The following is a 12,866-nucleotide window of genomic DNA, read 5'->3' on the forward strand; positions in this document are numbered from 1 at the left end:
TGATTGTTCTACTGGTCCTGAAAGGCCACGCGCCGGCGTGTGGGCACCAGCGAGAGGCCGGTCTTCTCGGCGAGAATGCCCCACAGCCCTTTCGGCGCTTTCAGCATGACGAGGATGGCAACTGCGCCGAGGATCAACAGGTAGGTGGTTCCGAGATCGGACAAGGTCTCGCGCAGCAGGAAGAACAGGATCGTGCCGACGATCGGGCCTTCGATGGTGCCGATGCCGCCAATGACGGCGATGAAGATGACATAGGCCGTCCAGTCATTGACACTGAAGGCGGCATCCGGCGAGATGCGTAGCTTCTGCAGGAAGATGAAGGCGCCCGTCATCGAGGTCAGTCCGGCGACTGCGACATAGACGAAAAGCTTACTGCGCCAGATGTCGATGCCGAGGCTTTCAGAGGCGATCTCGCTGTCGCGCAGCGCCGTCAGCGCCAACCCCATGCGCGAGCGCAGCAGCAGGATGACGAAGGCCAACGCCGCGAGGGCGAGCGCCAATGCCGTCCAGTAGACCAGCATTTCGCGCACGTCGCGGTTGGCCGCGATGCCGGTGACGACGCTCGCGGTGAGGCTGGTTCCAGAGCCGCCGCCGAGCACCGAGAGCTGGGCGAAACCGAGACGGAAGACTTCGGCCAGGGCCCAGGTGCCGATGGCAAAATAGGCGCCCTGCAGGCGAAACAGCAGCGGTGCGAGTGGAATGGCGATCAGTGCGCCCAGCACACCGGCAAGCAGGATCGCCAGCAACGGATGGACGCCAAGGAACATGGCGAGCGCAAACAGCGCATAGCCGCCGAAGCCGACATAGGCCTGCTGGCCGACAGAGACCAGGCCGGTATAGCCGGCAAGCAGGTTCCACAGGCTGGCCAGCGCGATGAAGGAATAGATCTCGCCAAGCAGCCGGATGTTGGCGCGACCCGCCCACCAGGGTGCCGCGACAAGGCCGACAAGAAGGACAAGGGCTGCAATCGCGGTCATCCGGCTGGTCGCGGTGGAGCGCTCGATCGAGAAACTGGCGCGCATCAGTCCATCCTCGGGAACAGGCCTTTCGGCCGCAGCGCAAGCACCAGGAAGAAGACGAGATGGCCGGCAAGGATCTGCCAGCCTGGCGAGATCTGCGCACCGATCCCCTGCGCGACGCCAAGCACGATGCCGCCGGCGAGCGTGCCCCACAGATTGCCGAGCCCGCCGATGATGACAGCCTCGAAACCAAACAGCAGCCGCGTTGGGCCGGATGACGGGTCGAAATTGGTGCGGATGGCGAGGAAGATGCCGGCGATCGCCACCACCCCGGCCGACAGCGCCATCGCCATGCCGAAGATATGGCGGCGGTCGATCATCATCAGCTGCGCGATCTCGGCGTCATCGGAGGTCGCGCGGAAGGCTCGGCCGAGACTGGTCCGGTAGAAAATCCATTCGAGACCGAAAATCAGCAGCACCGACACCGCGAACATGAAGAGCGGCAGGATGCCCAGGCTCAGGCCCGGCAGCACCTGGATGCTGGCCGTTTCCAGCGCACCGGCGGCCAGCCGCCGACTGTCGGCCGTAAAAGTCGCCAGCAAGCCGTTCTGCAGGATGACCGAGATGCCGAAGGTGACGAGCAGCGGCGACAAGAGATCCTTGCCGATCGTCGGGTTGAGCAGCAGGCGCTGCAGGCCGTAGCCGATCGCCGCCATCAGCGGCACGACGATAATGGCCGACGCCAGTGGGTGCAGGCCGGTCGCGTGCACCACGACCAGGGCGATATAGGCAGCGAGCACGATCAGATCGCCATGGGCAATGTTGACCAGCCGCATGACGCCGAAGATCAGCGACAGGCCGGCGGCGAACAGCGCGTAGAGCCCGCCGAGCAGCACGCCCTGGACGATGGCGTTGACCCAGTCCATCAGCGATGCATCCCGAAATAGGCGGCGGTGATCGCCGCGCGGTCATGCTCGGCGGGACGGCCCGCAAGCGATACCTTGCCCTCTTGCAGGCAGACGAATGTCTTGGCGACGCCAAGCGCCCGCGAGACGTCCTGCTCGACCAGGATGATCGAGACGCCGGTGGCGGCAATTGGGCGCAAGGCGGCGTAGATATCCTTGATGACCACCGGTGCCAGCCCAAGCGAGATTTCGTCGAACAGGATGATGTCGGGATTGGCCATCAAGGCACGGCCGATGGCGACCATCTGCTGCTGGCCGCCCGACAGCGCCGTGCCGGGTCTGCGCCGCCGCTCGCCAAGGATCGGAAACAGCTGGTAGACCGCGTCGAGCGTCCAGCGGCCGGGTTTGGCGCGCTCGCCGCCGATCACCAGATTCTCCTCGACGCTGAGCGAGCGGAACAAGCGGCGCCCTTCCGGCACCAGGGCAATGCCGCGCCGGGCGATACGGTCAGGCCGCTCGCCTCCGATCGGCTGGCCGCGCAGCAGCACCATGTCCGAGCTGCAGGGCACCAGCCCGGTGATCGCCTTGAGCAGCGTCGATTTTCCGGCTCCGTTGGCGCCGATAAGTGCCAGCACCTCACCGGCCCCAAGCTCGAGGTCAACACCGAACAAGGCCTGGAAATCGCCATAGAAGGCCCTGAGCCCACATATGGCGAGCAATGCTTCAGCCATGCACGGCCTCCGCGTCCAGACCCATGTAGATTTCGGCGACCTGCGGGCTGGCCATGACCGCGCGCGGGTCACCGTCGGCGATCTTCCGGCCGAAGTCGATCACCGCGATGCGGTCGACCACGGCAAGCAGGGCGTTGACGACATGCTCGATCCAGATGATCGAGACGCCAGCGGCGCGCACCTGCCGGATCGCCTCGACAAGGTCCAGGCATTCCGGTTCGGTCAGCCCGCCGGCAATCTCGTCGAGCAGAAGCAGCTTGGGATCGCTTGCCAGGGCGCGGGCCATTTCCAGGCGCTTGCGTTCCAACAACGTCAACTGGCCGGCCAGCACATTCGCCTTGCGCCGGAGACCGGTAAGTTCGAGCACCTCTACCGCCCTCGCCTCGCTGTCGCGCTCCGATGCCTTGCGGCCGAAGGCAGCACCCACCAGGATGTTCTCGTAGGTCGTCATCCCGGCAAAGGGATGCGGAATCTGAAAGGAACGGGCAATGCCGCGGTGGCAGCGCCGGCGTGCCGGCATGCGGGTGACATCGGTGCCGTCGAAGTCGATCGTGCCGGCGTCGGCCAGCACGGTGCCGGCGATCAGGTTGAACAGGGTGGTCTTGCCCGCGCCGTTGGGGCCGATGATGCCCAGAGCTTCGCCCTTGGCAACCGACAGCGTGACATTGTCGGTAACCTGCAGGGCTCCGTAGCGCTTGCTTACGCCGTTGACAGCCAGGATGGGCAAAGCGAGTTTCCTTCAAATGAGTGCGGCAGCGACCGTGCCGGAGCACGGCCGCCGCCCGAAGCTTACAGAAGGACGAGTTCGCCGCCGATCGCAATTTCCGGCGCCTGGGTGTTGGTGGTGATCACCAGTTCCAGCTTGTCATCCCTGCGCTGCCATTGGCCCGCGACGAGCGGTGTCTTGGAGACGTTCTTCACCGGCCCCTTCGACCAGTCGATGGTGCCGACGATGGTCTTCAGGCTGGTGGCGCGGATCGCCTCGACGATCGCGGCCGCGTCCTCCAGATCGGCCGCGCGCTTGACCACGTCCGCCACCACTTCGAACAGCGCATGGCGAAAGCCGATCGGCTGCGTCCACGGCTTGCCTGTCGCGGCGGTGTAGCCATCGGCAAGGGCTTTAGAGGTCGTGCCGTCGAGCGATGAGACGAAAGGATGGTTGGGCGACCACCATATCTCGGAGGACAAGCCGTTGCCGCGCTCGCCCAGCGCCGCCACGGCCGAGGGGAACAGCAGAGCCTTGCCGACGGTGACGATCTTTGGCTTGAGACCTTGCTGGCCAGCCTGCGCCCAGAAGGTGCCGAAGTCCGGCGGGATCATCACGCCGGTGATGATTTCGGCATTGGCGGCCTTGAAGGCCGATATCTGTGCCGAGAAATCGTCGCTCAGCGGTTGGTAGCGGCCCGGATCGGTGAGCGCGAAACCGCCTGCCGCGAGCGGTTTGGGGAAGCCGAGCTCGGCGTCGCCCCAGGCATTGCCATCGGCATCGTTGGGGAACAGCCCGCCGACTTTCTTCTCGACGCCGGGATGGTTCCACAGCGCGGTAAAATTGGCGATGACGTCTTCCAGCCCCCAGAAGAAATGATAGGTCGACTCGAAGCCCTTGTCCGGCTTGCCGCCGCGGCCGAAGAAGTAGGGCTGCCAGGGGCAATCCGTGGTGATGCATGGCTTGCCGTTGATCTCGGCCTGGTCGGAAACCGGATTGGTCGTGTCGGGCGTCGCGGCGCCCAGCAGGATGTCGACCTCGTCCTTGAGGATCAACTGCGAAGCGACCTCGGCGGCGCGGTTCGGGTTCGACTGACTGTCGCGGACGATGATTTCGACCGCCCACGACTTGCCATTGTTCTGCAGTCCGCCGGCGAAGGCCTTGTTGATGCCGCCGACGATGTAATCGTCGGCTTCCGCGAAACCGGCAAGCGGTCCGGTCTTCGGGCTGACATAGCCGACCTTGATGGTCGGCGTGTCGGCATAGGCGCGCGTCATGCTGAGGATTGCCGGTGCGGCAAGCGCCGTCCCGGCCGCAGTCTTCAAAAAGTTGCGGCGCGTGACCTTATGCTCCGCGCCGGCTGCTTTCATCGTCTTCACCATGGTCTCCTCCCGAGCCTGTTGGCGTTGATGCGAAATTTCTCAGATAGGAAAATACCGTGCCCCGCAGCCCGCCGGCCTGTTCGTCGGTCCAGTTGCGAAACCCTTCGCCCGACTTCATGCCGAGCCTGCCCGACGCGACGAGATCGCTAAGGTAAGGCGACGGCTCAGGCGAGCGGTTCAAATGCTGGAGAACCACATTGTGGATGTCGAGCGTCAGATCGGTGCCGACGAGATCGGCATTCTCGAGCGGACCGAGCACCGCGAGCCGCCGGCCGAAACTGGCCTTGACGACCGTGTCGACGGTCTCTGCATCGGCGATGCCCTCCGCAACGATGGCGATTGCCTCGCGCCACAGCGCGTGCTGAAGCCGGTTGCCGACAAAGCCTGGAACATCCTTCCTCACATGCACCGGTGTTTTGCCTACCGACGACAAGAGGGCGATCATCGCGGCGATCGCCTCGGGTGATGTATCGGGGGATCCCACCACTTCGACCAGCGGCACCAGGAAGGGCGGATTCCACCAATGTGTACCGAGAATACGCGAGCGTGTTTCCAGCCCTTCGGCGATCTGGCCGATCGGAATGACCGATGTGTTGGAGGCAAGCAGCGCCGATTTCGGCGCCAGCCGAACCAACTCGGCAAAGATCGAGCGTTTCAGCTCAAGCTTTTCCGGCGCCGCCTCGATGACGATATCGGCAACGGCGACGGCCTCGGCGAGATCGGCGTGGCCGGACACGTTGCGTTCCGAGCCGATCCCGAAACCCAGGTCAGCGAGGTTTTTCGCGATGCGCGACTGCAGCGTATCAAGAGCCATCGCTTGCGCGTCGAAGACGCGTACGCGATGGCCGGCCCTTGCAAAGACCTGAGCGATGCCATGGCCCATGAGGCCGGCGCCGACGATCGCGATGGTTTGCTTGGCTCGGGTCATGCCTCAGCCTGCCGTATAGCCGCCATCGGCGTAAAGCGTGTGGCCGGTGTAGAAATCCGACGCCTTCGAGACCAGAAACAGCAGAGGCCCGGCCAGGTCCTGGGGCTCGCCGAGGCGGCCCTTGGGCACGCGCGCCAGAAACCCCTTGCGGACAGTTTGGGCGTTTTCCGTATCCTCGAACATCCAGGCTGTCAGCGGCGAGCGGAAGACGGTCGGCGCGATGGCGTTGACTGTGATGCCGGTCGCCCCCCACTCGCAGCCGAGCGCCCTGGTGATGCCGTCGACGGCGGCCTTCGACGCGCAATAGGCGGTGTATCCGGCGGGATGGCCGAGCAGGCCGCGCGCCGAGGACATCAGCACCATCTTGCCGCCCTCGCCTTGCGCCAGCATCTGCTTGCCGGCGGCGCGCGCCATCAGCCAGGATTGCGTGACGTTGGCATCCATCACGTCCAGGAACCGGGCCGGCGCCATCTCGGTGATTTTCGCGACGTCGTTCTTGCCTGACGCAACGACGAGAATGTCGACTCGGCCGAAACGTTCGACCGTCTTCGATATGATCGCCTCGCAGGCGGCCTCATCGGACGGGCGAGCATTGATCGCTTCGACCTCGGCGCCGAGTTCACGACACGCTGCCGCCGTGTCCTCCAGGGCCTTTGCGCTGCCCGCAACAATGGCGAGTTTTGCTCCCGCTCCGGCAAGGACCTGCGAGGCCAGTGCGCCGAAGGCGCCGGATGCGCCCGTGATGATTGCAACCTTGCCGGCAATGTCGAACAGCGACAGTGGTTTCTTTAGAAAGTCGCTCATGGCTTCCCACCTCTGGTCTTCAGGTCGCTCATGGCTTCGCATTCCTGGTCTTCAGGTCGCTCATGGCTTCGCTCCGGGCGGATAGGGAATGACGACCAGCATCGTGCAGACATGGTTCGTGCGATTGACGATCTCGCGCACTTCGCCTGGTGCGATGGTGCAGGAATCATATTTCTGCAGGACCGTCTCGACGCCATTAGCGATCACCGTCATTTGCCCCTCGAGGACGACGTAGACTTTTTCGAACGGCGTCGAGTCCGGCCCTGCTCCACCCCACGGAAGGAATTGCGACAGGCCGACCCACTGGTTCTCCGGGCCGCCTGCCTCGAAGCCCTGGAGACGAAGCCCAACAACGTCGCGATGGTTGGGCGCCAAGTAGGGCTTTGCGTCGGCAAAGCGTTTGGCAAGCATCAGAACGCCTCGCCGGGCTCGATGCGGTATTTCTGGCCTTTGTCGATCATCGCCACCAGGCGGATAATGCAGCCATCGCCGCGGTCCCAGTTGATCGGGAAGAAGGCGAAGGTGCAGCGCTTGCCGGTGACGGCATCGAGATCGCCGCCGACATTCTCGATGCCGAGGATGCCCGCCTTGAATATCTTCTGGTGCACCGGCTCCCATTCGGGGAAAGCATCTTTCCAGTCGATGCCGCCCGACCACTGCTTGTACTCCTCCGCCAGATGCGGCAGCAGCGGACCGTTGCGCTGCGGCCCGATGGCGGTGGCCAGCGGATGGTCATTGGCCTGGGTGTCGTGCCCCACCACCTTGACGCCCTTCTCGATCATCCAGTCGGCGGCCGAGGGCACGAAGCCCGGGCAGTAGGGGAAATAATCGCCGTCTTCGTAGACCTTGTGCCAGCCGGTGTTGATGATCAGCACGTCGCCCTTGCGGATTGCCTTGCCGCAGGCCTTTTCGAGGTCGTCTGCGGTGATCTGTTCCCACTTCTTCTTCGGCAGCGACACGACGATGCCGGAGCCGAAGAAATGCGGCAGCGGCACTTCGTCGATGAAGGGGGTGCCCTGCACGACATGCGCCGGCGCGTCGATATGCGTCGTCACATGCATGGTCGTGGTGATGGTCTGCGACAGCACGCCGGACTTGGCCATGTAGTGCATGCGCTCGATGCGGACGTCGCGGAAATAGGGCCAGTTCGGGCACTGGTAGCCGAAACGATGCGACAGATTGTAGAATTCGATGCCCATCGGATTGTCCAGATTGCTCTGGAATTCGATGCCGCGAACCGTGATCGTCATGACAAAATCCTCCATCCCCCACCGAGGCGGGCCAGGTCTGCAGATTGAAATATGGAAAGCTCCTCCCGAGTTTCCTGTACTGCAATTTGATACATATGTACCGTATTGCAGTCAAGCTGTATCATGATACGGTTTACGAAACCCACAATGAGGCTGGCGCGCCCAGGGTTTCCGTGGCAAACGCCAGACTGCGGAGAGTTGGAGCAGGACGATGTCGGAAGCCGATACAGCCGAGGCGAGGAACGGCATTCAAGTCATCGCGCGCGCGGCATCGGTGCTGCGGGCGCTGAAGGGTTCGCAGACCGGGATGAGCCTCGGCCAGATCGCCGAACGGGTCGACCTGCCGAGATCGACCGTGCAGCGCATCGTCGGCGCGCTTCAAGCCGAGCGGCTGGTGATCGCTTCGAGCGCCGGCTCAGGCATAAGGCTTGGGCCCGAGTTGCATTCGCTCGCAGAATCCGCCCACTACAACATCGCGGAAACCATCCGGCCGCTGCTTCAGGACCTGTCGCGCGATACCGAGGAGACCGTCGACCTGTCGATCCTGCGTGGCAACATCCTGATCTTCATCGACCAGATCGCTGGCACGCAAAGGTTGCGCGCGGTTTCCTCAGTCGGGGAAACGTTCCCGCTGACGACAACCGCGAACGGCAAGGCCTGCCTGGCGCTGATGGATGACGACGCGTTGGAGCGCTTCGCGCGCGGCGAATGGGCGCGCGCGGGCATCAAGCGCGACATGCGTGGCTTCATCGAAGAAATTGCGCAAGTCCGCCAGCACGGTGTCGCCTTCGACCGCGATGAACATACATCAGGCATTTCGGCGGTCGGTATCGCCTTCAAGGACTGGAAGGGGGACTTCTACGGCGTGTCGATCCCGACGCCGTCGACGCGCTTCAAACAAGGCGAGGCCGGCCTCACGGCGGCTATCCTGAAACTGCGCCACGACATAGAAGCGCTGACCGGGGGATGATTTGTGCGCTGGGGCCGCCCCGAGCCCGCCGTGACCAATTCCGATCATACCGTCACGTCGCCGCGACAAGCCAAGCCGCTTCACACTTTTCCTGGAATTGCTCGGGTGCCCGGTTGCCGGAGCCTTTGCCGACGAGACCTGACCGCCTCCAGCAGCTCGCGCTCGCTGGTGCGAGCATTTCGAAAAATGGACACAACCATCACCGCCAAGATTTCGGCGTCCGGGTCCAAAGGGTCGAGCTTCTCATCCGAGCAGACCTGTTCGAACACGCGTTCGCAAATAGCCAGATCGTGAGGGCTCAGGCAGGTGCGATTGAAACGTCGACGCAGCATCTGTGCGAACCTTTCAGGGCCCGCCCCTTACTTGCGGCGGGCTTTGCTGATGAACCGCTGACGCGATGCAATTCTCAAGCGAAAATATCGTCCACAGTGTATTGGAATCAGTTACCTGTTGCCTGATGATTCCTCTGTTAGGAGTCCCAAAATCACCGCACACTCGCGAGCTCTATACTGCCCAGCAATCATAAGCTGGTAGTAATCTCGCCGTTTGTTTTCCGGGACGTGAAAACCGCGCCGAAATTCCGCCGCCTCTTTCGGAGTTCGAGTGCATCCGAGCTTACTGGCGGTGACTTTCAGGCTCGCCAGTGAGCATCCGATCCTTTCCGCAATAACCTTCAACGGCTCGTTGTTACCGTATCCATCAAGAATTATCTTGCGCCGAGCTTCGCTGTTGAGTTTTGTGTTCATTTCGCGGCTTCCTCAACTCCTAGTTCACGATGCCAGATTCTATATGCATCGAGTTGAAGAGTGTCGTTAGCTTCGCATCCATAAACTTATCTCGGAATGCATTTCTTACTGCAATCCAGCGGATCGCCGTTTCGGTCGACTCGAGTTCCGCCAGTCTTGCCAGATGGCTGAAATACACCACATGATTGAGAGGGGCATGGGCATACCCGATTCGGATATGGCACCACGCGATGGATACTAAGAGGCAAGACGAGGCCCCAGCGAGGCAGCCGCGGGACCGTGATAGGCGTCGCTGGCCGCGCGAAGGTCAACCCCACGATGAGGCCGCTCCATCGCTCGTGCCAGTGCTCGAACCTCTGGCCTTTTCAACGCTCGAACTGGCGCCACGCGATCAATTCGCCGCTTGGCAACTGCATATGGCGCCGCTTGTCGATGTCAGATTGCCGGATGACAAATCGCCGGACGATGGCTTTCCCGCCTCCCACACAGCTTGGAATCTCGGTGGAATGCTGATCGTTCAGCAGCGCGCGCCGGCACATAGCTACATCCGTTCGGCCGCCAAGCTCCGATCCAGTTCAATCGATCATTGGTATATCGTCTTGCCACGCACTGGCCGGTCGTGGACGGAGGTCGATCGCCGCGTTGCGGAGACCCAGTCAGGCAAATTGGAGATCAGATCGCTTGGCTACCCGTTTCGGGGGAGGGCAACGGACTCGGAAAGTCTCTTCCTCTATCTGCCGCGCGATTTGTTCTCTGATGCGGCATCAACCCTCGACGCAAAGAACAATTCAATTCTGTCCGGCAACTTTGCCGACCTCTTGGCCGACTACGTCAATAGCGTCGAAGCAAGACTGCGCAGTCTCACGGCTGAAGATCTGCCCCGCATCGTACACGCAACCCGCAGCATGATCATTGCCTGCCTCGCGCCTCCGGCGGACCATGCTGCGGCCGCCGAACAATTGGCGAGCGTCGGGCTGATGGAGCGAGCGCGTCGATACGTCCAAAACAATCTGGATGCGGCTCACTTGACGCCGGATTCAATGTGCAGGGCTCTCGGCGTATCACGCTCCCGTCTCTATCAATTGTTCGAACCGAGCGGGGGTGTTCTCCACTACATACAAAGTCGCCGACTTCTGGCAGCCCATGTTGCGCTCAGCGACCCGGCGGACAGTCGGCGAATTGTTGATATTGCTGAGACCTTCGGGTTTAGTTCAGCGGCTAATTTCAGCCGGGCATTCAGCAAGGAATTCGGTTACAGCCCCCGAGAAGGCCGCAGTACCATGATGTTGCCGCGCCCCGCCCACTCTGTTTCGCTTGCTGAACGCGAGAAGACCTCTTCCTTTGAAGGTTGGCTCAAAGCGCTCGGAAGCTGAGTGCAGGACCGGCGATGATCGAGATTGAGCGGGCTCAACACAGGGCCGAGCCACGCCGTGTCATGGGCCAGAATATTTCGTGTCCCGTCCACCACGCCGTCAATCATATAGCCAATTCCCGCCAATTTTCGATTTAGTAACCAACTGGACTGTTCACCGTTGTCGCCGCCAACCGCAGCGGAGCATACATTGCAACTACGCCGCGTCGGCACTTGTTAAGACTGCAAGTGGAAAGTTTGCCAAGTCTGGCGGTTATGCTATTTCTACATTTGGGGGACGTGGATTCGCACCGAGGTGGTTCTTGCACCCAGAGGCATCAGGCGTCGGCTCGGAGAGTGAGGGGCCTTCCTCAAGCGATGCTCCGCGTCCGGGCGAAGCGCTTCTTGCTGACCTTTTGGCGAACACGACCGAACTCTTGTCGTTCTATGACCGCGACTTCTGTCTCACACACTACGCAACCAAGCTCAAAGGCGTATACGGAGGCGTGGTGGCGACGGGCGCCGCCATCTGGGCGATCTACCCGAGCTTCCTCGATGCGAGGTGCCGCGACGAATTTCTTCGGGTGTTCCAGGGCGGCTCTCCGGCAAGCATCGACTTGCCGCCATCATCGGGCGAAGCGCCCCGGTCCGTTTTCGTCTTCGGCACCGCAAATGGTGTGGGGATCATCGAATCAAGGAAGCATGGCGGGCGAAGCGCGGCGGAGGAGCAGGAGCATGGAATTCTGCTCCATCTGGCGACGCATGACGTGCTGACTGGACTGCAGAATCGGCGGCGATTCGGCGAGCAGTTGCAGCAGGCCCTGGCGACCCTCGGTGAACCAAAGCCGAAAGCCGCCCTGCTGCAGATCGACCTTGACGATTTCAAATCGGTCAACGATACGCTCGGCCATGGAGCGGGCGATACGCTTCTTCAGCTGGCTGCGGGCCGTATCCGCGACGCGCTGCAGGACGGCGAATCCGCGTACCGGTATGCCGGCGATGAGTTCGCTGTCATCCAATTGGGAAGGGAGCAGCCAGCAGAGGCTGAGCGCCTCGCCGGGTCGCTGGTCGACGCCTTCAAGATTCCCTTCGTCATCAACGGCATCCCCGTCTTCGTCGGCTCGAGCATCGGAATTGCTTTCGGGCCGGAACACGGGACCGATGGCGAGCAGTTGATGAAAGCCGCTGACATTGCTCTTTACGCAGCCAAGACAGATGGACGCGGTTGCGCTCGAACATTCAACCGCTCGATGCTGCTCTTACTCGAGCAACGCGAGAATCTGAGGCGCAGCCTTCGAACCGCGCTGGAGCGGGGCGAGCTTTATCTGGAGTATCAGCCGCTCATTCGCCCTCCCGCGTCGGTGATCGGTTTCGAAGCGCTGTTGCGGTGGCGGCACCCCGAGGTCGGAATCATTCCTCCCGGCGTGTTCATACCGATCGCCGAAGCCGACGGCCTGATGGATCAGATTGGACGATGGGTGCTCGAGGAAGCCTGTCGCCAGGCATTGACCTGGCCTTCCTCGCTGACAGTCGCAGTCAACCTCTCGCCGGCTCAGTTCCTTAGCGGCACGCTGACAGACACGGTCGCTCAGATCATCGATGCAGTTGGAATCCGGGCAGACAGACTTGAACTTGAGATAACGGAGACGGTTCTTCTTGAGAAGACGATCGACAATATCGACACGTTAAATACTCTGAATGTCTTAGGAATACGAATTTCGCTCGACGATTTCGGAACATACTATTCGTCGTTGAGTTACCTCAAGAACTTTCCATTCGACACATTGAAGATAGACCAATACTTCATTGCAGACCTAGACACCGACCTCAAGAGCCAGACGATCGTGCGATCGATCATAAGTCTGGCGCACGGACTGGGAATAAGCGTCACCGCCGAGGGGGTCGAGACGTCGGTACAGGCAAGGTGGCTGATCAAGGAGAACTGCGATTGCCTGCAGGGCAATTTCCTGGGTCGGCCGCTCGGAGCCGAGGCGACCAGCGATTTCATCAGGCGGTCCCCGCTGAGAGTGGTACGCGCGATGGAGGCAAATCGGGCGGTCTAGCGCCTTGCACTCTTTGTTAACGGTGAAATGGAGATTTGTAGAAACGATCGAGGCAGATACCGCACAATTCT

14 protein-coding genes are annotated in these 12,866 nt (G+C 61.8%); 3 read left to right on the top strand and 11 right to left on the bottom strand.

All coding sequences use genetic code 11. From position 1 onward, the window contains the following. Window positions 1-8: 8 nt before the first annotated feature. From JG747_RS30085 to JG747_RS30125, 9 genes are all read right to left on the bottom strand, one after another. Window positions 9-1,022 (bottom strand): branched-chain amino acid ABC transporter permease, encoded by a 1,014-nt coding sequence (locus tag JG747_RS30085; protein ID WP_019860232.1) that lies wholly within the window; start codon window positions 1,020-1,022, stop codon window positions 9-11. Further along, window positions 1,022-1,885, bottom strand: a complete 864-nt coding sequence (locus JG747_RS30090) for a branched-chain amino acid ABC transporter permease (RefSeq protein ID WP_019860233.1) — start codon at window positions 1,883-1,885, stop codon at window positions 1,022-1,024. The genes JG747_RS30085 and JG747_RS30090 overlap by 1 nt, the downstream gene beginning before the upstream one ends. Further along, window positions 1,885-2,595, bottom strand: a complete 711-nt coding sequence (locus JG747_RS30095; protein ID WP_202360615.1) for an ABC transporter ATP-binding protein — start codon at window positions 2,593-2,595, stop codon at window positions 1,885-1,887. The genes JG747_RS30090 and JG747_RS30095 overlap by 1 nt, the downstream gene beginning before the upstream one ends. Beyond that, a complete protein-coding gene (locus JG747_RS30100; RefSeq protein ID WP_202360616.1) occupies window positions 2,588-3,322 on the bottom strand; it encodes an ABC transporter ATP-binding protein in 735 nt (244 codons plus the stop codon). Before JG747_RS30100 ends, JG747_RS30095 begins: the two co-directional genes overlap by 8 nt. A 62-nt stretch (window positions 3,323-3,384) precedes the next feature. After that, window positions 3,385-4,683, bottom strand: coding sequence for an ABC transporter substrate-binding protein (locus JG747_RS30105; RefSeq protein WP_202360617.1), 1,299 nt, complete (start codon window positions 4,681-4,683; stop codon window positions 3,385-3,387). After that, complete coding sequence (locus JG747_RS30110; RefSeq protein WP_202360618.1) at window positions 4,646-5,611, bottom strand: 3-hydroxyacyl-CoA dehydrogenase family protein; 966 nt, start codon at window positions 5,609-5,611, stop codon at window positions 4,646-4,648. The genes JG747_RS30105 and JG747_RS30110 overlap by 38 nt, the downstream gene beginning before the upstream one ends. 3 nt (window positions 5,612-5,614) lie before the next feature. Next, a complete protein-coding gene (locus JG747_RS30115) occupies window positions 5,615-6,415 on the bottom strand; it encodes an SDR family NAD(P)-dependent oxidoreductase (RefSeq protein ID WP_019860239.1) in 801 nt (266 codons plus the stop codon). 60 nt (window positions 6,416-6,475) lie between these two features. After that, window positions 6,476-6,826 (bottom strand): cupin domain-containing protein, encoded by a 351-nt coding sequence (locus JG747_RS30120; protein WP_019860240.1) that lies wholly within the window; start codon window positions 6,824-6,826, stop codon window positions 6,476-6,478. Beyond that, on the bottom strand, window positions 6,826-7,665 hold the full coding sequence (locus JG747_RS30125; RefSeq protein WP_032921299.1) for a cyclase family protein: 840 nt from the start codon (window positions 7,663-7,665) through the stop codon (window positions 6,826-6,828). Before JG747_RS30125 ends, JG747_RS30120 begins: the two co-directional genes overlap by 1 nt. Window positions 7,666-7,876: 211 nt before the next feature. On the opposite strand from JG747_RS30125, the gene JG747_RS30130 reads away from it, so the two are divergent. Beyond that, window positions 7,877-8,635, top strand: a complete 759-nt coding sequence (locus tag JG747_RS30130; RefSeq protein ID WP_019860243.1) for an IclR family transcriptional regulator — start codon at window positions 7,877-7,879, stop codon at window positions 8,633-8,635. Window positions 8,636-8,715: 80 nt separating this feature from the next. Here JG747_RS30130 and JG747_RS30135 read toward each other — a convergent pair whose 3' ends face one another. Together JG747_RS30135 and JG747_RS30140 are read right to left on the bottom strand one after the other, a co-directional pair. Next, window positions 8,716-8,967 carry a hypothetical protein gene (locus JG747_RS30135; RefSeq protein ID WP_027047219.1) on the bottom strand — a complete coding sequence of 84 codons (252 nt, stop codon included), beginning with the start codon at window positions 8,965-8,967 and terminating at the stop codon, window positions 8,716-8,718. Between the two features lie 111 nt (window positions 8,968-9,078). Continuing rightward, window positions 9,079-9,381, bottom strand: a complete 303-nt coding sequence (locus JG747_RS30140; RefSeq protein ID WP_069091344.1) for a hypothetical protein — start codon at window positions 9,379-9,381, stop codon at window positions 9,079-9,081. Window positions 9,382-9,611: 230 nt separating this feature from the next. On the opposite strand from JG747_RS30140, the gene JG747_RS30145 reads away from it, so the two are divergent. Together JG747_RS30145 and JG747_RS30150 are read left to right on the top strand one after the other, a co-directional pair. Continuing rightward, window positions 9,612-10,754 carry a helix-turn-helix domain-containing protein gene (locus tag JG747_RS30145; RefSeq protein ID WP_202360619.1) on the top strand — a complete coding sequence of 381 codons (1,143 nt, stop codon included), beginning with the start codon at window positions 9,612-9,614 and terminating at the stop codon, window positions 10,752-10,754. A gap of 301 nt (window positions 10,755-11,055) precedes the next feature. Next, window positions 11,056-12,795: a putative bifunctional diguanylate cyclase/phosphodiesterase gene (locus JG747_RS30150; protein ID WP_020628984.1), complete on the top strand. Its 1,740-nt coding sequence runs from the start codon at window positions 11,056-11,058 to the stop codon at window positions 12,793-12,795. Window positions 12,796-12,866: the final 71 nt, after the last annotated feature.

This window comes from Mesorhizobium sp. 131-3-5 (assembly GCF_016756575.1).
In the GTDB taxonomy this organism is placed as follows: Bacteria; Pseudomonadota; Alphaproteobacteria; order Rhizobiales; family Rhizobiaceae; genus Mesorhizobium; species Mesorhizobium jarvisii.